The sequence below is a fragment of the Enterobacter sp. BNK-8 genome, assembly GCF_048685095.1.
Taxonomy (GTDB): Bacteria; Pseudomonadota; Gammaproteobacteria; order Enterobacterales; family Enterobacteriaceae; genus Enterobacter; species Enterobacter quasiroggenkampii.
On the sequence record NZ_JBLQTN010000001.1, the window covers coordinates 2,347,094 to 2,367,095 of the forward strand.

At 59.4% G+C, this 20,002-nt stretch carries 16 protein-coding genes and 1 pseudogene; 4 read left to right on the forward strand and 13 right to left on the reverse strand.

From position 1 onward, the window contains the following. The 6 genes from ACMGGU_RS11375 to nasR form a co-directional block, all read right to left on the reverse strand. Nucleotides 1-2,526 (reverse strand): molybdopterin-dependent oxidoreductase, encoded by a 2,526-nt coding sequence (locus tag ACMGGU_RS11375; RefSeq protein WP_420300560.1) that lies wholly within the window; start codon nucleotides 2,524-2,526, stop codon nucleotides 1-3. Beyond that, a complete protein-coding gene (gene nirB / locus ACMGGU_RS11380; protein ID WP_420300561.1) occupies nucleotides 2,523-6,509 on the reverse strand; it encodes a nitrite reductase large subunit NirB in 3,987 nt (1,328 codons plus the stop codon). Before nirB ends, ACMGGU_RS11375 begins: the two co-directional genes overlap by 4 nt. A gap of 13 nt (nucleotides 6,510-6,522) precedes the next feature. Beyond that, complete coding sequence (locus ACMGGU_RS11385) at nucleotides 6,523-7,311, reverse strand: ABC transporter ATP-binding protein (protein ID WP_252077017.1); 789 nt, start codon at nucleotides 7,309-7,311, stop codon at nucleotides 6,523-6,525. A gap of 9 nt (nucleotides 7,312-7,320) precedes the next feature. After that, the gene (ntrB, locus tag ACMGGU_RS11390) at nucleotides 7,321-8,199 is read right to left on the reverse strand and encodes a nitrate ABC transporter permease (protein ID WP_045908981.1); all 879 of its coding nucleotides are present in this window, start codon (nucleotides 8,197-8,199) and stop codon (nucleotides 7,321-7,323) included. A 2-nt stretch (nucleotides 8,200-8,201) separates the two neighbouring features. Beyond that, complete coding sequence (locus ACMGGU_RS11395) at nucleotides 8,202-9,449, reverse strand: CmpA/NrtA family ABC transporter substrate-binding protein (protein ID WP_045908982.1); 1,248 nt, start codon at nucleotides 9,447-9,449, stop codon at nucleotides 8,202-8,204. A gap of 228 nt (nucleotides 9,450-9,677) precedes the next feature. Next, a complete protein-coding gene (gene nasR, locus ACMGGU_RS11400) occupies nucleotides 9,678-10,862 on the reverse strand; it encodes a nitrate regulatory protein NasR (protein WP_045908983.1) in 1,185 nt (394 codons plus the stop codon). Between the two features lie 72 nt (nucleotides 10,863-10,934). Here nasR and ACMGGU_RS11405 point away from each other — a divergent pair, with 72 nt between their 5' ends. The 3 genes from ACMGGU_RS11405 (at nucleotide 10,935) to ACMGGU_RS11415 (ending at nucleotide 13,630) form a co-directional block, all read left to right on the forward strand. Beyond that, nucleotides 10,935-11,288: a DsrE/DsrF/TusD sulfur relay family protein gene (locus ACMGGU_RS11405; RefSeq protein WP_008499522.1), complete on the forward strand. Its 354-nt coding sequence runs from the start codon at nucleotides 10,935-10,937 to the stop codon at nucleotides 11,286-11,288. 106 nt (nucleotides 11,289-11,394) lie between these two features. Then, the gene (locus ACMGGU_RS11410) at nucleotides 11,395-13,179 is read left to right on the forward strand and encodes a methyl-accepting chemotaxis protein (RefSeq protein ID WP_008499521.1); all 1,785 of its coding nucleotides are present in this window, start codon (nucleotides 11,395-11,397) and stop codon (nucleotides 13,177-13,179) included. A gap of 211 nt (nucleotides 13,180-13,390) precedes the next feature. Further along, nucleotides 13,391-13,630 carry a DUF1883 domain-containing protein gene (locus ACMGGU_RS11415; protein ID WP_013096243.1) on the forward strand — a complete coding sequence of 80 codons (240 nt, stop codon included), beginning with the start codon at nucleotides 13,391-13,393 and terminating at the stop codon, nucleotides 13,628-13,630. Between the two features lie 30 nt (nucleotides 13,631-13,660). Here ACMGGU_RS11415 and ACMGGU_RS11420 read toward each other — a convergent pair whose 3' ends face one another. Together ACMGGU_RS11420 and chaB are read right to left on the reverse strand one after the other, a co-directional pair. Next, nucleotides 13,661-14,356, reverse strand: a complete 696-nt coding sequence (locus ACMGGU_RS11420; RefSeq protein WP_048223647.1) for a gamma-glutamylcyclotransferase — start codon at nucleotides 14,354-14,356, stop codon at nucleotides 13,661-13,663. 177 nt (nucleotides 14,357-14,533) lie between these two features. Beyond that, on the reverse strand, nucleotides 14,534-14,764 hold the full coding sequence (gene chaB / locus ACMGGU_RS11425) for a putative cation transport regulator ChaB (RefSeq protein WP_045908986.1): 231 nt from the start codon (nucleotides 14,762-14,764) through the stop codon (nucleotides 14,534-14,536). Nucleotides 14,765-15,034: 270 nt separating this feature from the next. Between chaB and chaA the strand changes: the two genes are divergently transcribed. Next, nucleotides 15,035-16,135 carry a sodium-potassium/proton antiporter ChaA gene (chaA, locus tag ACMGGU_RS11430; RefSeq protein WP_045908987.1) on the forward strand — a complete coding sequence of 367 codons (1,101 nt, stop codon included), beginning with the start codon at nucleotides 15,035-15,037 and terminating at the stop codon, nucleotides 16,133-16,135. Nucleotides 16,136-16,249: 114 nt separating this feature from the next. Here chaA and kdsA read toward each other — a convergent pair whose 3' ends face one another. The 5 genes and pseudogenes from kdsA to prfA all read right to left on the reverse strand — a co-directional run bounded on the left by kdsA (nucleotide 16,250) and on the right by prfA (nucleotide 19,996). Further along, the gene (gene kdsA / locus ACMGGU_RS11435) at nucleotides 16,250-17,104 is read right to left on the reverse strand and encodes a 3-deoxy-8-phosphooctulonate synthase (protein WP_395299366.1); all 855 of its coding nucleotides are present in this window, start codon (nucleotides 17,102-17,104) and stop codon (nucleotides 16,250-16,252) included. A gap of 36 nt (nucleotides 17,105-17,140) precedes the next feature. Continuing rightward, nucleotides 17,141-17,950, reverse strand: a complete 810-nt coding sequence (gene sirB1 / locus ACMGGU_RS11440) for an invasion regulator SirB1 (protein WP_024907069.1) — start codon at nucleotides 17,948-17,950, stop codon at nucleotides 17,141-17,143. A 29-nt stretch (nucleotides 17,951-17,979) separates the two neighbouring features. Continuing rightward, nucleotides 17,980-18,102, reverse strand: a pseudogene (locus ACMGGU_RS11445) (siroheme synthase); the annotation flags it as partial. Beyond that, nucleotides 18,084-18,914, reverse strand: a complete 831-nt coding sequence (gene prmC, locus ACMGGU_RS11450; protein ID WP_395299367.1) for a peptide chain release factor N(5)-glutamine methyltransferase — start codon at nucleotides 18,912-18,914, stop codon at nucleotides 18,084-18,086. The gene prmC and the pseudogene ACMGGU_RS11445, both read right to left, overlap by 19 nt. Beyond that, entirely contained in the window at nucleotides 18,914-19,996 is a 1,083-nt protein-coding gene (gene prfA, locus ACMGGU_RS11455) for a peptide chain release factor 1 (RefSeq protein WP_021240360.1), read from the reverse strand. The genes prmC and prfA overlap by 1 nt, the downstream gene beginning before the upstream one ends. Between the last annotated feature and the right edge of the window lie 6 nt (nucleotides 19,997-20,002).

A 20,002-nucleotide genomic window follows, 5' to 3' on the forward strand; every position in this document is an offset into this window, starting at 1 on the left:
TTAACGCGATAAGCCCTGAAATGCAGTCCTGGCGGACATTTCAGGATTATCCTGAAACAGCCCTTTCAGCTCCGGCACGCAGGAACCACAGTTCGTACCACAGCGCAGCTTAGCCCCCAGCGCGGTGACGGAATCACACCCTCCGGCAATCGCCTCCCGTATCGCCTCTTCCCCGACGCTGAAACAGCTACAGATAATGCGTCCCGGATCCGTCGCCCTCCCGACGCTCTGCCCGTTCAACAGGGCGTGGCGTTCTGCGGGCAGCACGGGTGGTGAATGAAAAGCGGCTTCAATCACCGTATGCGCCAGCGCCGGTAACGCGGTACCTTCCCAGAAACCCAGCATAAGCTGGCCTTCATACCAGGCCAGCACGCTGCTGCGTTCACCGGCCTGAGCAACCTGCAGTTGCCAGCCCCGGCCGCTGGCGTATTCCATTACCCACGACAGCAGCGGTTTATCGCACGCCACCGTCAGGCGTGAAGCTTTACGCCACCAGTAAATCGGAGAGGGCATTTCCAGTCCTTCGCGGGCATAGAGTTCTCCCTGCCAGGCGGGCTGCCAGGGCTGGATTCTGACGGCGGTTTGTTTACTCTCCGGCTGCCCCGAAACCGGATCGCAGCGCCCTTCCACCAGCGCATTCACCTTTCCCTGGCGGGCAAACTCAGCGTTCCAGTGCATCGGGGCAAAAGCGTTCCCTTCACGCTGAGCGTCGCTGATGCGTACTCTTGCTACCATGACGCCGCGCGGCGAACTGATGCGCGCCAGCTGGCCGCCGCACAGGGAAAACCGAACGGCGTCTGCGGGGCAAACCTCAACAAAGGGTTCGGTGATATGCTGCATGAGTCTGGCCACATATCCTGTTCGCGTCATGGTATGCCACTGATCGCGGATGCGCCCGGAGTTGAGAATCAGCGGGTACAACGCGCTGACCGTCGCACCGTGCGACTGTGGGTCAACGGGAACAATGTTTCGGCACGGAAAATCCCCCCCAGGCCACTGCCAGGGCTCAAGCCGCTCCCACTCCTCACGGGTTAACGTAGCCAGGTCGTGAAGGTTTAAGGCCCGCGCGCCGTCATTTTCAAAGGCCGTCAGCGCCGCATGCTCGCAAAAAATCTCGTGGGGATGCTGCCAGGCAAAGGCGTCGCCGTGCCCCAGCCGTTTCGCCACCTGCGCGACGATCCACCAGTCCGGCTTTGCCTCACCGGGCGCGGGCAGAAACGCGCGCTGGCGCGAAATGCGTCGCTCGGAATTGGTTACCGTACCGTCCTTCTCTCCCCAGGCCAGCGCCGGAAAGCGAATATGGGCAAACCGGCTGGTGTCGGTATCGTTCATCACCTCAGAGACAATGACCAGCGGGCAGCGCCCCAGCGCCTGACACACCGCGTGGCTGTCCGGCAGCGAGACGGCAGGATTGGTGCCCATGATCCACACCGCCTTCACCTCGCCGCGGGCAATGGCGTCAAACAGCTCCACCGCCATCAAGCCCGGCGTCTGAGCAAGCCGTTCCGTTCCCCAGAAACGCGCCACCCGCGAGAGATCGTCCGGCTCAAAGTTCATGTGCGCCGCCAGCTGATTTGCCAGCCCGCCCACCTCTCTTCCGCCCATCGCGTTTGGCTGTCCGGTCAGCGAAAACGGGCCGCAGCCCGGACGGTTAAATTTCCCGCTGGCAAGGTGCACGTTAATGATGGCGCTGCATTTGTCGCTGCCGCTGGAGGACTGGTTGATTCCCATGGTGTAGAGCGTGATGGCCCTGGGCGCCGTCATAAACCAGTCGTAAAACGTACCAATATCCTGCGGCGAGAGGCCGCAAAACGCCGCCACGCGGGATATCGGCCACGCGTCCGTTCCCTGAATCACATTGAGCAGACCGACGAACAGCCCGGCGTCGCTGCCGGGAGTGAGCGCCAGATGCAGGTCAGCAATATCACAGGAGGCGGTTCTGCGCGGATCGATGACCACCGCTTTCATCTCCGGATTGTTGTGCTTTGCCTGTACCAGGCGCTGATACAGCACCGGATGCGTCCAGGCCGCGTTTGAGCCCACCAGCACCACCAGATCGCTGTTTTCCACATCCTCGTAGCTGCACGGCACGACATCTTCACCAAAGGCGCGCTTGTAGCCCACGACCGCCGATGACATGCAGAGCCGGGAGTTGGTATCAATGTTCGCCGCGCCGATAAACCCTTTCATCAGCTTATTGGCGGCGTAATAATCCTCGGTAAGCAATTGCCCGGACGCGTAAAACGCCACCGCCTGCGGCCCCCATTTGTCGATAATGTCCTGGAGGCGCTCGCCTGCCGCTCCCAGCGCCTGCGCCCAGGCCACCTCAGCACCGTCAACAACGGGGCGCAGCAATCGCCCCTGTAACCCCATTGTTTCCCCCAGGGCCGATCCTTTCACGCACAAGCGGCCAAAGTTCGCAGGATGGGTTTCATCCCCCCGAACGCTGACCGTTTCACCGTCCACGCGGGCGACCACGCCGCAGCCGACCCCGCAGTAGGGACACGTTGTCCGGGTTTCCGTCATGAGGCCTCCGCACGCATTACCAGGGCATCATTACCGACCCACACCTTGCCGTTCTCAATTTTGACCGGCCAGGCGCGCACCGCGGGTTCGCCGTTCTCCACCTGACAGCCGTCGCGCAGGCGAATACGCTGCTTGTAGAGCGGAGAGATCACCACCGGCTCCCCCGCCGCATCGCCAAGAATGCCTCGGGAAAGCACGTTCGCGCTGCTGCCAGGCTCCCGGTCGTCAAGGGCATAGACGGTTTTGCCAAATCGGAACAACGCAATCGGCTTACGCCCAAGCCGCGCGCCAATGCCCGCCTGCTCGGGGATATCGTCGATGCCACAGATTTCCTGCCAGCATTTACCTTGATCCGCTGTGATGTCGTTCACCGTCGTGCGGAACAGCGCCAGACGGTTCGGATCGTTAAGCGTGGTTTGCCATTCGCACTGGTAGGTCTCCACCACCCGGGCCATCTCCTGCTCCAGCTCGTGGGCGATGCCCAGGCTATCGTTGAGGATCACCTCCCGAAGGTAGTCGAGACCGCCTTCCAGGTTGTCCATCCAGGTGCTGGTGCGCTGCAGGCGATCCGCCGTGCGGATGTAGAACATCAGGAATCGATCGACGGTGCGGATCAGCGTGTCATCATCGAGATCGCTGGCGAAGAGATCCGCATGGCGAGGCTTCATGCCGCCGTTGCCGCACAGGTAGAGGTTCCACCCCTTATCGGTGGCAATCACCCCCACGTCTTTACTCTGCGCCTCGGCGCATTCGCGGGTACACCCTGAGACCGCCATTTTGATTTTGTGCGGGGCGCGCAGGCCTTTGTAACGGTGCTCGAGCCTGACCGCGAGGCCGGTGGAGTCCTGCACGCCGTAGCGACACCAGGTCGACCCGACGCAGGATTTCACCGTTCGCAGGGATTTGCCGTAGGCGTGCCCGGTTTCAAATCCGGCTTCCACCAGCGCCTGCCAGATCTCCGGCAGCTGTTCCAGCGTGGCGCCAAACAGGTCGATACGCTGGCCGCCGGTGATTTTGCTGTACAGGCTGTAGCGTTTCGCAATCTGGCCGATGGCGATCAGCCCGTCGGCGGTCACTTCCCCCGCAGGCATGCGCGGCACGATGGAGTAAGTACCGTCCTTCTGGATATTGGCGAAGTAGCGGTCGTTGGTGTCCTGCAGCGGCAGGTGTGACGGTTTCAGCAGATACTCGTTCCAGCAGGAGGCGAGCACTGACCCCACCAGTGGCTTACAAATTTCGCACCCGTGTCCCTGACCGTAGCGGCTAATGAGCTGGTCAAAGGTGCGGATATGGTTGACGCGCACGAGGTGGTAAATCTCCTGACGCGAGTACGGGAAGTGTTCGCAGATGTCCTTTTTCACCTCCACGCCCTGCGCCGCCAGCTGGAACTCCATCACCTGCTTCACCAGTGCGCTACATCCTCCGCAGCCGGTCGCCGCTTTGGTGCACTGCTTAATCGCGCCGATATCCGTTGCGCCCGCACTTACCGCCTGACAGATATCGCCTTTGCTGACGTTATGACACGAACAGATTTGTGCGCTTTCCGGCAGCGCTGCCACGCCGAGCGCTTTTGGCGCACTGCCTGACGACGCGGGTAATATCAGCGTTTCCGGCTCTTTTGGCAGGGCTATCCCGTTGAGCATCATCTGTACCAGCGTGGCGTATTCGCTGGCATCACCCACCAGCACGCCGCCGAGCAGCGTTTTGCCGTCGTGGCTGACCACGATTTTCTTGTAGATTTGCTGCGGGCCGTGCGTCCACTGGTAGCTCAGCGCCCCCGGCGTGCGGCCGTGAGCATCGCCGAACGAGGCCACGTCCACGCCCAGCAGCTTGAGTTTGGTGCTCATATCCGCGCCGGCGAAGGTTTTCTCCTCTCCCGCCAGCGCGGCGGCGGCCACCCGCGCCATCTGGTAGCCGGGCGCAACCAGCCCGAAGATTTTCCCTTCCCACAGGGCGCATTCACCAATGGCCAGCACGTCCGGATCGGAGGTCTGACAGCGGTCGTCAATGCCGATCCCGCCGCGTTCGCCGATAGCCAGCCCGCTGCTGCGCGCCAGCGCGTCCTGCGGACGAATGCCGGCAGAAAACACCACCATGTCTGTTTCAAGCTGTTCGCCATCGGCAAAGCGCAGCACCAGCCCGCCGTCCGCGGCGGCGATCTCCGTCGTTGCTTTACTGGTATGCACACCGACGCCAAGCGCCTCGATTTTCTTGCGCAGCATCGCCGCGCCGTCGTTGTCGAGCTGGACCGCCATCAAATTGGGCGCAAACTCCACCACGTGAGTTTCCAGCCCGAGCTGCTTCAGGGCATTCGCCGCCTCCAGCCCCAGCAGCCCGCCGCCAATCACTACACCCCGGCGTGAGCCCGCCGCATGCGCCGCAATCTTGTCCAGATCGTCAAGCGTGCGATAAACAAAACAGCCCGGTAGATCGTGGCCCGACACCGGTGGGACAAACGGATAGGACCCGGTCGCCAGCACCAGTTTATCCCAGTGGATCTCATGCCCGCTGGCGGTACGCACCACGCGCGCGTCACGATCGATAGCGACAATCTGCTGCGACAGGCGCAGCTCAATGCCGTTGTCGGCAAAGAAATCCCCTTCCACCAGCGAAAGCGACGCCGCGCTACGGCCGCCAAAATATTCCGACAGATGCACGCGGTCGTAGGCGGCATAGCGCTCCTCGCCAAAGACAACGATCTGATACTGCTGATGCAGATTGCGGTTCACGCAATCTTCGAGGAAATGATGGCCGACCATACCGTGCCCAACCACCACCAGAGTAGGTTTTGTCATAGCGTGCTGTCCTGCAACCTGCGGTTGCGTAGTGAAACGATCAAACAGCCAGTCCGCGTGCGCGGGCGCAGCCGTTGCCAGTAATTCGGTAAATGTCGCCGCGCTGCGGCAGTCCCCCATCAGCAGCACGCCAGCCAGCGCCCCCTGATGGATCAGTAAACGACGATAGTGACGGGTCAGCGGATCCCATGCGCTCCAGACCACATCGCCCTTCTGCTCTGCCGCGCGACCAAGGCTGAACAACTCCACGCCGGTCACCTTGAGGCGCATGCCGTTGTCGGTCAGGGCAAATGGCGCGGTGACGTCTCCGGCCAGCCGTGCGGCGAGGATATCCGCCTGCGCCAGACAGGGGGCGACCAGGCCAAACGTCTGGTCGTCAATTTCACAGCATTCGCCAATGGCGTAGACGTCCGGCACGGAGGTTTGCATTTGGTGATCCACCACGATGCCGCGCGCGCAGCGAATGCCGCTGGCCTGCGCCAGTACGACGTTAGGCTGCACGCCCGTCGCCAGCACCACGCGCGCGGCGGTGACGCTGCGTCCGTTCAGCAGCGTCACGCTATTCCCGTCAATCGCCGCGATGCCAGAGGCGAGCTCACAGCGCACGCCCCGCGCCGCCAGCGCCTCTTCCAGCAGCACGCCCGCCTGCTCATCCAGTTGCTGCTCCATCAGCCACGGACCGCGATGAACAAGGATGACGTTGTCCCCTGAGCGCGCCAGCGCTGCCGCCGTCTCAACCCCGAGCACGCCGCCGCCCAGCACTACCACCGGACCGGCGATCGCCCCTATGGCCCGGATATCCTCAAGGGTACGGAACGTGAAGACATGCGGCGCATCGCAGCCGGGAATTGGCGGAACAAAGGGCGTTGATCCGGTGGCAAACACCAGCGCATCCCAGCCCAGCGTGCGGGCGGTGGTTTGCACTTCCCGCGTGTCCACATTCACGGCGAGCGCCTTTTCGCCCCGCAGCACCGTCACGCCCCGTTCCTGGTACCAGTCGTCATTCTGAAGACTGATGCCCGCCGCCGTTTTTTCACCGCCCAGCACCGGCGAAAGCTGGATGCGGTTATAGGCATGCTCCGGCTCGTCACCGATGACGGTAATTGCGAAACGATCGGCAGCACGCCCGGTGAGCGAGGCAATCAGCCGCGTGGCCGCCATGCCATTTCCGATAATGACCAGTCGCATCAAAGCCCCCTCGCTACGCCGCTTTCGGCTGCTTTTCATAGAGGAAATGCAGGATCTGCTGACGCATGTGGTGATAGCGGCTGTCGTCAGCCAGCTGCACCCGGTTACGCGGGCGCGGCAGGTCAACGTGCAGGATCTCCCCGACGGTCGCCGCCGGGCCGTTGGTCATCATCAGCACGCGATCGGAGAGCAGCACCGCCTCGTCCACGTCGTGGGTAATCAGCACGATTGTGGTGTTCAGCGCCTGCTGGATCTGCATCACCGAGTCCTGCAGATGGGCGCGCGTCAGCGCATCCAGCGCGCCGAAGGGTTCATCCATCAGCAGGACTTTCGGCTTCATCGCCAGCGCGCGGGCAATCCCGACGCGCTGCTTCATGCCGCCGGAGATCTCCCCCGGGCGCTTGTGCAGGGCGTGCCCCATCTGCACGCGGTCGAGGTTGTGCTCAATCCACTCCCGGCGCTCCGCCTTGCTCATGCTGTGGCGAAACACGTGATCTACCGCCAGGGCCACGTTGTCGAAGCAGGTGAGCCACGGTAGCAGCGAATGGTTCTGGAATACCACCGCGCGCTCCGGACCCGGCCCGGCAATTTCGCGGTTGTCGCAAATCAGCCCGCCTTCCGTCGGCAGCGTGATCCCAGCGATAAGGTTAAGCAGCGTCGATTTACCGCAGCCGGAGTGCCCAATCAGGCTGACGGTTTCGCTCTCATGGATATCAAAGGAGACGTTCTGCAGCGCCAGAAATTCGCCGCTGGCGGTGGAAAAACGCTGGCTCACGGCCTGGACCTGGATTAATGGTTTCATGTTCGCTCCTTATTTTTCCTGCCAGCTAAAGCGACGGGCGATCAGCATCAGCCCCTGCTCCAGCAGCAGCCCGACCACGCCAATGATGACGATGGCGATGAGAATGTTTTCGACGTTGAGATTGTTCCACTCGTTCCAGATCCAGAAACCGATCCCTAAACCGCCGGTCAGCATCTCGGCGGCGACAATCACCAGCCAGGCGATGCCAATAGAGAGGCGCACCCCGGTCAGCACCGCGGGCAGCACCGCCGGGAAGAGAATGCGGCGCATGATGGTCCACTCTGAAAGCTGCAGCACCCGGGCGACGTTAAGGTAGTCCTGCGGAATACACCGCACGCCTTCGGCGGTGTTGATCACCATCGGCCAGATGGAGCAGATAAAAATGGTCCAGCTCGACGCGGGCTCCGCTTTCTGGAACAGCAGCAGGCCGATGGGCAGCCAGGCCAGCGGGCTAACCGGGCGTAACAGCGCGATCAGCGGGCCGAACATGCGCGAAAAAAAGGTGAAGCGGCCAATCAGGAAACCAAGCGGGATCCCGGCGAACGCGGCCAGGCCAAACCCCACCGCCACGCGCTGTAATGAGGCGAGCACGTTCCAGCCGATGCCCATGTCGTTTGGCCCGTCGCGATAAAACGGATCGGCAAACAGGGTAATAGCGGAATCGAGCGTGCTGAGCGGCGTCGGGAAACCTTTGCTGTTAATCGCCGCCAGCTGCCAGAGCACCACCAGCAGTCCCAGCCCCAGAAAAGCCGGAATGATGCGCTGAAGGATCGCGTTAATACGACGCACAAACGTCGGCGTACGGCGGCGAACCTGCACCGGAGGCAGGAGAATCACCTCTCCACTCTCCGGCGTCTCGTGTGATTTTGTCTTTTGCAGATGCTGCATAATCAGGCCCCTTTACGGTGAATGGCGAAACGGCTGGCGTATCCTTCCGGGTCGGTACCGTTCCAGACGGTGCCGTCCATCAATGTGCTGCTGCGTAGTGGTGAAGTCGGTGTGGTAATGCCCCCCACCGCCGTGGCTGCATCCTGCCAGACCGCCGTCTGGTTAATGCGCTGTGCGATGCCCGTATAGTCCGGGGCGGCTTTGAGCAAGCCCCAGCGGCGGAACTGGGTTAAGAACCACATGCCGTCGGAGTGATACGGGTAGCTGACGGCCCCCTCGTTGAAGAAGCGGATCGGGTGCGCGTCCTGCCAGCGCTGGCCCAGGCCGTTGTCGTACTCGCCGAGCATGCGTCCGGTGAGATACTGCTCTTTGCAGTTGAGCCACGCCCGGCGGGAGAGGATCTGCGCGGTTTCGCGTTTGTTTTCCGGGGAGGCCTCAATCCAGCGCGCCGCCTCCAGCACTGCGCTCACCAGCGCCCGGGCGGTGTGCGGATTTTTCTCCACCCAGTCGCGACGCGTCCCGAGGATTTTTTCCGGATGGTCGGCCCAGATAGACTGCGACGTGGCGGCGGTAAAACCGATGCGGTCGTTGATGGCACGCGCGTTCCACGGCTCGCCGACGCAAAAGCCGACCATGTTGCCAATGCGCATGTTCATCACCATCTGCGGCGGCGGCACCACCACCGTACGCACGTCGTCAAAGGGGTGAATGCCCGCGCTGGCCAGCCAGTAGTAGAGCCACATGGCGTGCGTCCCGGTCGGGAAGGTGTGCGCGAAGGTATAGGTGCCAGGCGCCTGCTGCCCAATCAGCTTTTTCAGCCCGTCAAGGTCACGAACGCCCTTCTCTGCCAAATCGCTGGAGAGCGTAATCGCCTGGCCGTTCTGGTTGAGGGTCATCAGGTTAGCCATCTGCTGTGGCTTGCCAGCGATGCCTAGCTCCAGTCCGTACAGCAGGCCGTAAAGAATGTGCGCGGCATCGAGTTCGCCCGCCACCAGCTTGTCGCGCACCGCCGCCCAACTCGCCTCTTTGGTGGGCAGGATGGTAATACCGTATTTTTTATCAAACCCTTTCAGCGCAGCGATAACCACCGGGGCACAGTCGGTCAGCGGGATAAACCCGATGCGCACTGTTTCCTGCTCCGGTTTATCCGAGCCTGCCGCCCATGCGGCCTGCATGACACCCGGCAACAGAATTGCACCACTCGCCAGCATGCTGGCCTGCAAAAAACGCCGTCTCGACAAATCCGCCATGACCACTCCTGAAAAAAAACCAAAAAAAAGCGCCCACGGTGCCGAAGCACCAGTGGACGCCTTTATCCCGAAGACGGATGCACCGCCGTTGGCGCATCGTCAAAAATGGTTAATCTGATAATGCAAAGTGAATGCCAGGTTTTAACACACTGTTTCTTGCGGTGCTTACCGTTCTTCCCTCGCCTTTACGCACCGCAAACAGGCATAAAATGCCCACTGACCGTGCAGCTACTCCTTTGGTGTTACCTGCCATACATTCTTCACCATGAGCAGCGCGCGGGCGATATCCACCATCCTTTGGTTCTTGTCCATCGCCATTTTGCGCAGCGCCGTCCAGGCCTGTTCCTCACTCATATTCTGGTGGGTCATCAGCACGCTCTTCGCTTTATCAATGATTTTGCGCTCTTCAAGCGTATCGCGCAGCGACGCAAGCTGACGTGAGAGCTGCTCTATCTCGCGCGCCTGCTGGCGAACCAGGGTAAGCAACGGTTTTTCCGGATAGCGGATCGGCGGATCATCCTGTTCATCGCCGGGGAGCGCGTACTCATCGTCACGGTGAATGCATTCGTCCACCGCGACCATCAGATCGGCGATGATCGTCTCCTCCAGCGTGCGCAGATGCTCAAGGCGCGCGGTTTGCAGAGCAAACCAGGCCAGTGCGGTAAGGCCGTTATCGGCGGCAGGCTGGCGGGTACAGGCCACGCGCCGGAGTTGCTCCGTTTCACGATCGGGCTGACAGTGCATTGAAAAGGTGGTCTGAACGTCAGTGGAGCTGTGTGAGAGAAAGATCTCAAAGCAGGCCTGCTGCCCGTCAATGCGGTCAACCAGCCTCTGACGAGTCACATCATCGAAAAAACCCTGCGTGAAGCCAATCGCCCCCAGCGCCCGCTCCTGTCCTGCCAGCTCTTTTCCCTGCATCAGGCTATAAAGCGCGACAAAACGTCCTGCGATTTGCGGATCGTCAATGCTGTCATTAAGCTGCGGCACGATACTGAGCAGATGGCGAAGCATGCGGGAGTAGTGTTCCATCGCCTGGGGTGCCGTTACAGTCTGCTGAATCACACCGTCACGCAGCGCGGGAAGTGTATCCAGGCTCAGGAGCGCGCCGCCGATGCGTTCACAGACGGCACTTCCTGGGATCGGCGACTGTGTTTCAAGAATGCCGTAAAGGGCAGCGAGGTTTTCATCCACCAGCGCCCGGCTGGCTTTGCATTCGGGGGCGTACAGCTTGCCCTGTGAGCAGAGCCAGACGTTGGACGCCCCGCGCTCGCACTGTAACATGTGCACCAGTTGGCTAATGCCGTGCACAAGCACACCCAGCTGTGCCAGCTTGCTGAACTGCTCCTGGCGCATCATCTTTGCGCGCGTGAGCCATTCGGCAGCGCCTGGCGAAATGCCTGCCATTAATATCATGCTTACTCTCCCGGACAGCGAAACTCCGGGAAATTAAGCAATATTCGTGCCTTTATAAGAACAGGAGTCAACATGCAGAAGATTGTGATCGTCGCCAACGGTGCGGCCTACGGGAGTGAATCGCTTTTTAACAGCCTGCGCCTGGCCATTGCGCTGCGCGAAAAAGAGAGTGACCTCGCGTTACGCCTCTTTTTAATGTCGGACGCGGTCACCGCCGGGCTGAAGGGACAAAAACCGGCCGAGGGCTATAACATTCAGCAGATGCTGGAGATCCTGACCGCGCAAAACGTGCCGGTGAAGCTGTGCAAAACCTGCACCGACGGGCGCGGTATCACCGGGCTGCCGCTGATTGATGGCGTAGAAATTGGTACGCTGGTTGAGCTGGCCGAGTGGACGCTGTCCGCGGATAAAGTATTAACTTTTTAATAATAAACCCGTAAAAATATTATTTTCTTATGGACGCGGTTTCAGCATCAAGTTTACCTGCGGGGTTGCCGATAGGCATGGAAACAACACAGCAGGTATTTCACTTATGTTCAGATCGATTCGTGCACGCATCATCGCGGCGACGGCAGGCTGTCTGGTCGTCGCCCTTCTCCTCAATACCGTTATTAACTTCCAGGTCACACGCCAGGATAACCAGCAGTCACAGCGCGATATCCTGACCAGCACCAGCGCCAGCCATAACATGGCGATTGCCGACTGGGTCAAAAGCAAGATGACGGTGATTGCCTCTGCCCAGACCGTTGCGCTGAGTGACGATCCGGTTCCGGTGTTTAAACAGCTTGCGCAGGCGGGTGGATTCACCAACGTTTATGTCGGCTACGCCAGCAAAACGGCGAAATTCTCTGAGCCCGCGGGTGTCCCGGCGGATTATGACCCGACCATTCGCCCCTGGTATCAGCAGGTGGTCAGCACGGACGGCCCGGTCGTCACCGCGCCTTACGTTGATGCGGGTACCGGTAAACTGGTGGTGACTTTCGCCGTGCCGGTGAAAGAGAATGGCGCCCTGAAAGCGGTGGTGGCGGGCGATGTGGCCATGGACAGCGTGGTGGCGAACGTGCGCGGGATCCATCCAACTCCGTCCAGCAGCGGCTTGCTTCTGAACAGTGACGGCAGCGTGATAGCGGCTAACGATCCGGCGCTGACGCTTAAACCGTTTGCTGAGACCATCAAAGGCATCGATTTTGCTGCGCTGAAAAGCGGTAACCTTGTCGACGGTACGCTTAACGACGTCGAAAAAACCTTCGTGGCGACAGCCGTGCCGGGCACAAACTGGCTGCTGGTCGTCGCCCTCGACAACGGTGACGCCACCTCCGGTATGCGTTCCCTGCTTAAGGCATCGGCGATTTCGCTGGTGATCCTGGCGCTGCTGAGCGCGGCCATTGTTCACCTCCTGATTGCCCGTCTGCTGAAGCGCCTGTCTGACATTCGCGACGCGATGCACAACATTGCCAACGGGACTAACGATCTGTCGCAGCGTCTGCCGGACAGCGGCGAGGACGAGGTGGCGCAGATTGCCCAGGCCTTTAATGCCTTCAGCGATAAGCTGTCGGTGGTGATGGTGCAGCTCCGCGATGCCAGCGAGTCGGTGAAAAACGCCGCCCAGGAGATTGCGGCGGGTAACCAGGATCTCTCCGGACGTACCGAGCAGGCGGCATCCAGCCTGCGCGAGACGGCCAGCGCCGTGGAGCAGATCACCGCCTCCGTGACTCAGTCGAACGAGTCGGCGGCAGAAGCGAACGACCAGGCGAGCAAGGCCTCTGCGGCCGCTGCGCGCGGCGGCGAAGTGGTATCCCAGGCGATCAGTACCATGCAGTCCATCGAAGTCGCGTCGGCTAAAATTGGCGACATCACCAGCGTGATTGACGGTATCGCGTTCCAGACCAACATTCTGGCGCTGAACGCCTCCGTCGAGGCGGCCCGTGCCGGGGAGCAGGGGCGCGGGTTTGCCGTGGTAGCAGGCGAAGTGCGTAACCTGGCGAGCCGTAGCGCCCAGGCGGCGAAAGAGATCAAATCGCTGATCGATTCCACCACCGACAGCGTGGCCACCGGCTCCCGCTACGTGCATCTGGCCGGGGAAAGCATGGACGAGATCCGCTCCAGCATCGGTAGCGTCTCCGGCATCATGCGCGAAATCTCCATCGCCACCAGCGAGCAGATGAAGGGTATTCACGAGATCAACCACGCGGTGACCCATCTCGACCGCATGGTCCAGCAGAACGCCGAGCTGGTGGTGCAATCCGCCGCCGCTGCGGGCGCCCTGCAGAGCCAGGCGGGCGACCTTGCTGAAACCGCCGGCCATTTCCGCATTTAATTTTCTCGCGGCGCGCGTTTAGCGGGTAAAACGCGCGCCAGCGGAAATTTTGAGGAATTTTGTCATTTTTGTTTAATCGTTATGCCATTTTTTGATCAAAATCAGCATCCCACACCCTCCCCTTTGGTGTTATGCCATGAGTGAATTGTGAACAACATCACGCTCGGATATGGCAGCAGGGAGAGCGTTGTTTAGGACTACGGGGTAAAAAATGGCACTGGTAAAAACAAGTTTGAAGCTGTTTGGCGGGGATACGGTTGTGGTGCGTTGCTCAGAGCGCTGTCGTATTCATCTCATGAGTGCGAAAGCACAAAAACAATCCCAGGCGGATATTCTGACCGTGCAGGACGATAAGGCCTGGCTTACCGTGCCATATACCGGCACGTGGGATGTGCTGATCGACAGCCACAGCCAGTCACTGGAGCATTCTGTCAGTTACGTAGCAGCATAACGTCAAACGCCCGGCAATCCGGGCGTATTTTCAGGCAAAACCCGGTCGCAGCGTGCCGTTGAGCGGGTTCCCTTCCAGCAGCGCCTTCACCTTCGCCACCAGCTCATTCAGACACTCGTCCTGCATGCCGAGGCGGGTCAACTCCTGATCGAGGGAGAAGAGATACTGCGCGTTAGTTCCCAGCGGTCCGCTGGCGGCAGCAATCAACGGGGCGATGACCTGCGTGCGGGTGTCCGCTTCATACAGCGGATGGCGCGGGTCCATGATAAACACCAGCGCATTGACGGTGCGTCCGTCGTCCAGCTCCAGCTTACACCAGCTCGGCATATAGCAGCCGGTGATCATCTCACGCTTCCAGAGCAGCGTAAGCTCCTCTTCCAGGGTGGCATCCGGGAGGCGATACGCCACGCCCGTGGTGCGCCCGCCCTCTTTCAGTGCAAGCATACGTCCTGGCTGGCACGCGCTGCCGCGTCCGGCCGTCAGACGCAGGCAAAATGCGCGGTGCCAGCCAGGCAGCGTTCCCGTTGCCGATTCGACAAATTCCAGAGCCGGGTTCCACATCAGTGAACCGTAGCCAAAAATCCATACCGGGCCATCATCCGGGCGGCAAGCAAGCGTGGCAGCAAGTGACGCCGCACGTTGTTCCGCTGACCAGAGAAGCGATTCCTCAATAGCACCAAATGCCGTCTTACAATCTGCCTTCATTAAGAAATCACGCGTTAACACTTTCCACCTCCGCCACTGCATGCTTCCTTGCGACATCTGTAATTCGCCTTCCCGGCATTATGTGCTGGTCATTTTGCCAGCAGTTAAATAACGATAAGCAATTAGCGGACCAGTTGCAATACAACGGCAGTTCAACCGCCTGAAAAGTCAAAATGAAGGCAGCGAATTATTTCACGGCTATTTCTTTTTGTGCCATTTATCGTCGTCTCCTTTTTCATATTCATGTTTTACGGCGGCCCAGGCGACTTTGTGTGCCGTCTCTTCACGACTGGCATCATCCCGGCGATCCTCCTTATCTTTGTACTGATCCCAGGCACTGTTAAACGCCTCTTTGTAGATATCCTGCGCGTGAGCGGGCAGCACGTTTTGCACGTTATCGGGTAATTCGCGTTTCGTTTTATATGGCATCACTCACCTCTCTTTTGCTTAAAGAGATAAGTGTGGACGACGATATGCCAGCGTGCCACCCGGTCTTAATTTATGGATTCACATTATCTTTAATTAATTGTTATTTAATAAATATTATGTAAAAACCGTCAATTACAGGAGTCAGGCATTAAATTTATGACAAAGGGTAAAATTAAGTAAAAAATTAAGGGTGTTTAACAGAGATCTGTTAATTTAATGCCCTCAAAAATCTATCTATAATTACAAGCACCTGCATTGATGGAGAAGCACATGACAGCAACACACGAGGCGGTAAAGACCCGCCACAAGGAGACGTCTCTCATTTTCCCGGTTCTGGCACTGGCTGTGCTGCTCTTCTGGGGAAGCAGTCAGTCACTGCCAGTGGTGGTTGGTATCAATATTCTTGCCCTGGTCGGTATTTTAACCAGCGCCTTTAGCGTCGTTCGCCATGCGGACGTACTGGCCCACCGTCTGGGCGAGCCCTACGGATCGTTAATTCTCAGCCTTTCCGTCGTTATTCTCGAAGTCAGCCTGATTTCCGCGCTCATGGCGACCGGCGATGCCGCGCCGACGCTGATGCGCGACACCCTTTACTCGATCATCATGATTGTGACGGGCGGCCTGGTGGGCTTCTCTCTGCTGCTGGGCGGGCGTAAATTCGCGACCCAGTATATGAACCTGTTCGGCATTAAACAGTATCTGATTGCCCTCTTCCCGCTGGCGATTATCGTGCTGGTCTTCCCGATGGCGCTGCCGGGTGCAAACTTCTCCACCGGTCAGGCGCTGCTGGTCGCGCTGATTTCCGCAGCCATGTACGGCGTGTTCCTGTTGATTCAGACCAAAACGCACCAGAGCCTGTTTGTGTATGAGCATGAAGACGACAGCGACGACGATGACCCGCACCACGGTAAGCCGTCGGCCCACAGCAGCGCGTGGCATACGGTTTGGCTGATCGTGCATCTGATTGCGGTGATTGCCGTCACCAAGATGAACGCCAACCCGCTGGAAACGCTGTTAACCGAGCTGAACGCGCCGGTAGCCTTTACCGGCTTCCTGGTGGCGCTGCTGATCCTGTCTCCTGAAGGGCTGGGCGCGCTGAAAGCCGTCTTAAACAATCAGGTACAGCGCGCAATGAACCTGTTCTTCGGCTCCGTGCTGGCGACCATTTCACTCACCGTGCCGGTGGTGACGCTGATTGCCTTTATGACCGGTAACGAGTTGCAGTTTGCGCTGGGCGCGCCGGAGATGATTGTGATGGTAGCCTCGTTGCTGCTGTGCCAGATTTCGTTCTCAACCGGGCGCACCAACGTGCTTAACGGGGCAGCGCATATGGCGCTGTTTGCGGCTTACTTGATGACAATTTTTGCGTAGCCTTTTTGCCCAGCGGCGCTTCGCTTGCAGGGCCTACGGGTTTTGTAGGCCGGGTAAGCAAAGCGCCACCCGGCAATATGCCCCATAAAAAAACCCGCCGAAGCGGGTTTTTTATTATTTGCTGGTATCCAGCTCGTCGAAGCTCTTCACCAGATCGTCAATCGCTTTAATCTGTTTCAGGAACGGCTCCAGCTTATCCAGCGGCAGCGCGGATGGGCCGTCGCATTTTGCGTTATCCGGATCCGGGTGCGATTCAATGAACAGACCCGCCAGACCGGTTGCCATACCGGCACGCGCCAGTTCGGTCACCTGAGCACGACGGCCACCGGACGCGGCGCCAAACGGGTCGCGGCACTGCAGCGCGTGGGTCACGTCGAAAATCACCGGAGACTGTCCGGAGACATTTTTCATCACGCTGAAGCCCAGCATGTCCACCACCAGGTTGTCGTAACCGAAGTTAGCGCCACGGTCGCACAGGATCACCTGATCGTTACCGCCTTCGATAAACTTATCGACGATGTTGCCCATCTGACCCGGGCTCACGAACTGTGGTTTTTTCACGTTGATCACGGCACCGGTTTTCGCCATCGCGGCAACCAGGTCGGTCTGGCGAGCCAGGAATGCCGGGAGCTGAATCACGTCAACCACGTCTGCCACCGGCTGCGCCTGAGAGGCTTCATGCACGTCAGTGATCACTTTCACGCCAAAGGTCTGCTTCAGCTCCTGGAAAATCTTCATCCCCTCTTCCAGGCCCGGGCCACGGTAAGAGTTGATGGAGGAGCGGTTGGCTTTGTCAAAAGAGGCTTTAAACACGTACGGGATGCCCAGCTTCTGGGTCACGGTCACGTAGTGCTCGCAGATACGCATGGCGAGGTCGCGGGATTCCAGCACGTTCATGCCGCCAAACAGCACGAAAGGCAGGTCGTTTGCTACCTTGATATCACCAATGCTAACCACTTTTTGTTTCATAGGATCGCCTTATTCAGGTGTGAATCGGAATTAAGATTAATGCAGTGTAATTTGCTTGTGCGAGATCGCGTTGATCTGCGCACGAATCATTTCGCTAATGGGGTCTTCCGGACACTGCTCAACGAAATAGCTCAGATCGTTTAGCGCCACGTGCTCACAGTCGAGCTGGGCATAGATCAGCCCGCGGTCGCGAATTTCGTACGGGTCTTCCGGATTAAACTGCAGCAGCACTTCGCTGGCGCGCAGGGCCAGCTCCATCTGACGCTCTTCCATTAACGCTGACTTCAGCGTATCGAGCAGCTTGCGGATCACTTCTGCGTTATCCGCCTCGTCGAGATCTTCGTTGAAGAGCTCAGCCACCGGGCTGATGTTGCCTTTCAGCCACACGTCCAGCGTATGTTCATCCAGCGTGTCGCCGTTGAAGGGATTAATGAGCCACATCTCGCCGTCCAGCCACTCCGCACGCAGGATCATCTGCGTCGGGAAAATGACCGGCACCAGCGGAATATCCAGGCGGTGTGCGACCCACAGTAAAATAGAGCCCAGCGCAACGGCGCTGCCCTGACGATTTTTTAAGACCTGGTCCAGCCATAATGCGTCAGACAGGCGATACACGCCCCGCGTGTCGCAGAAACCCCATTCGCCGTAGAAAAGCTCAAGCAGCTTCTCTAATTGCCAGTCTTGCGGGCGCGCCTGATTAATCTCTTCACGCGCCAGGCTGACCAGATTCTCCAGCTCATCGTAGACAAACTGCGACGTAAAATCGTCGCGAATCATCTCAGAAATCAGGATCATGCCATCGCAAAGCGGCACTTTATTAAATTCGAAATCGGCTAAGGACCTCATGACTTACCCCAGTAACGACCGAGCGCACAGCGACGCCCGGACGAGATAAAACTCAAAACGATGTAGATGATAACGCCAAACCGCCTTTCAGTCAGCCTTACGCCTTTATCAGTAAATGGCAGATAGCCTGCACTCATAGCCACTGCCCCAGCGTCAGGCGTTCGTTGCCGCCATAGTCCCGGCAGGTTTTGACGTCGGCGTAGCCCGCCTGGGTAAACAATGCCCGCACGCTTTCTCCCTGCGTCCAGCCATGCTCCACGAGAAGCCAGCCGCCGGAAAGTAAATGTTGTCGTGACATTGTCACGATGTGATCGAGGTCGGCTAAACCTTCCCTGGCGGCGACCAGCGCCGTCAGGGGTTCGAAGCGCACATCACCCTGCGCAAGGTGCGGATCATGCTCGTCAATATAGGGTGGGTTACTGACAATGATGCCGAACGTCTGGTTCTCCAGCGCGCTAAACCAGCTGCTTTGCAGCACCGTTACGTTGGTCAGGCCAAGACGTTCCACGTTGCGCTGCGCCAACGCCACCGCGTCGGGCATCACATCTACCGCCGTCACAGCGCAGTCGGGTCTTTCACTGGCGAGCGCCAGCGCGATGGCCCCGGTGCCTGTGCCGAGATCGAGAATGCGGCAGGCCGCCGCCGGTAAACGCGCCAGCGCCTGCTCGACCAGACATTCGGTGTCGGGACGCGGGATCAGCGTCGCCGCCGAGACGTAAAGCGGTAACGACCAGAACTCGCGCTCACCGACAAGGTGCGCCACCGGCTCGCCGTGCTTACGGCGGGCAAGCAGCGTGGCGAGCCGTGCTTCCTGCTCAGCGGTCAGTTCGGTTTCACCGAAGGCCAGCAGGTACGTGCGGGCTTTGCCCGTCACATGCTCAAGTAAAATTTCGGCATCGCGTTTCGGGCTTTCGCTTTCGGAAAGCTCACCGGCAGCCTCACGTAACCAGCGCTGAAAATCCATTATTCCTGCTCGGACAGTGCCGCCAGCTGGTCGGCCTGGTATTCCTGCACGATAGGCTCAATCAGCATATCCAGCTTGCCTTCCATCACTTCATCCAGACGATACAGCGTCAGGTTGATGCGGTGGTCGGTCACGCGCCCCTGCGGGAAGTTGTAGGTACGGTTACGGTCGCTGCGATCGCCGCTCCCCAGCAGGTTACGACGCGTTGACGCTTCCGCCTGCTGGCGTTTCGCCATTTCGGCCGCGTGGATGCGCGCACCCAGCACGGACAGCGCTTTGGCCTTGTTTTTATGCTGGGAACGTTCGTCCTGACACTCCACCACGATACCGGTTGGAAGGTGGGTAATACGGATGGCGGAGTCGGTGGTGTTAACGTGCTGACCACCCGCCCCGGAGGAGCGGAAGGTATCAATACGCAGGTCCGCCGGGTTGATGTCCGGCAGCTCCGCTTCCGGCAGCTCCGGCATCACCGCCACCGTACAGGCGGAGGTGTGGATACGGCCCTGAGATTCGGTGGCCGGAACGCGCTGCACGCGGTGACCGCCGGATTCAAACTTGAGACGACCGTATACGCCGTCGCCGCTGATCTTGGCGATAACCTCTTTGTAGCCACCGTGTTCGCCTTCGTTGGCGCTCATGATCTCCACGCGCCAGCGACGTGACTCGGCGTAGCGGCTGTACATGCGGAACAGATCCCCGGCAAACAGTGCCGCTTCGTCACCGCCGGTCCCGGCGCGGACTTCCACGAACGCGTTACGTTCGTCGTCCGGATCTTTTGGCAGCAGAAGCACCTGAAGCTGCTGCTCCATCTCCTCAGAACGCGCTTTCGCATCCTGCAACTCTTCCTGCGCCATCTCGCGCATTTCAGGATCGTCGAGCATCATCTGCGCGGTTTCGATATCTTCCTGAACCTGTCGCCAGTCGGTAAAGCATTTAGAAACATCACTTAACTGCGCGTATTCACGTGAGAGCGCGCGAAAACGCTCCTGGTCCGCAATGGTCCCGGCATCGCCGAGCAGCGCCTGGACTTCTTCATGGCGCTCGTGCAGAGCTTCCAGTTTAGCGACGATAGAAGGCTTCATAGGCGT

Coding starts and splice junctions, on each gene's coding strand:
- ACMGGU_RS11395 (WP_045908982.1), bottom strand. CDS start 9,449: ATGGCGGATTTGTCGAGACGGCGTTTTTTGCAGGCCAGCATGCTGGCG.
- ACMGGU_RS11415 (WP_013096243.1), top strand. CDS start 13,391: ATGGCACTGGTAAAAACAAGTTTGAAGCTGTTTGGCGGGGATACGGTT.
- sirB1 (WP_024907069.1), bottom strand. CDS start 17,950: ATGAGGTCCTTAGCCGATTTCGAATTTAATAAAGTGCCGCTTTGCGAT.
- ACMGGU_RS11410 (WP_008499521.1), top strand. CDS start 11,395: ATGTTCAGATCGATTCGTGCACGCATCATCGCGGCGACGGCAGGCTGT.
- ACMGGU_RS11375 (WP_420300560.1), bottom strand. CDS start 2,526: ATGACGGAAACCCGGACAACGTGTCCCTACTGCGGGGTCGGCTGCGGC.
- ACMGGU_RS11385 (WP_252077017.1), bottom strand. CDS start 7,311: ATGAAACCATTAATCCAGGTCCAGGCCGTGAGCCAGCGTTTTTCCACC.
- nirB (WP_420300561.1), bottom strand. CDS start 6,509: ATGCGACTGGTCATTATCGGAAATGGCATGGCGGCCACGCGGCTGATT.
- chaA (WP_045908987.1), top strand. CDS start 15,035: ATGACAGCAACACACGAGGCGGTAAAGACCCGCCACAAGGAGACGTCT.
- prfA (WP_021240360.1), bottom strand. CDS start 19,996: ATGAAGCCTTCTATCGTCGCTAAACTGGAAGCTCTGCACGAGCGCCAT.
- nasR (WP_045908983.1), bottom strand. CDS start 10,862: ATGATATTAATGGCAGGCATTTCGCCAGGCGCTGCCGAATGGCTCACG.
- kdsA (WP_395299366.1), bottom strand. CDS start 17,104: ATGAAACAAAAAGTGGTTAGCATTGGTGATATCAAGGTAGCAAACGAC.
- ntrB (WP_045908981.1), bottom strand. CDS start 8,199: ATGCAGCATCTGCAAAAGACAAAATCACACGAGACGCCGGAGAGTGGA.
- ACMGGU_RS11405 (WP_008499522.1), top strand. CDS start 10,935: ATGCAGAAGATTGTGATCGTCGCCAACGGTGCGGCCTACGGGAGTGAA.
- prmC (WP_395299367.1), bottom strand. CDS start 18,914: ATGGATTTTCAGCGCTGGTTACGTGAGGCTGCCGGTGAGCTTTCCGAA.
- chaB (WP_045908986.1), bottom strand. CDS start 14,764: ATGCCATATAAAACGAAACGCGAATTACCCGATAACGTGCAAAACGTG.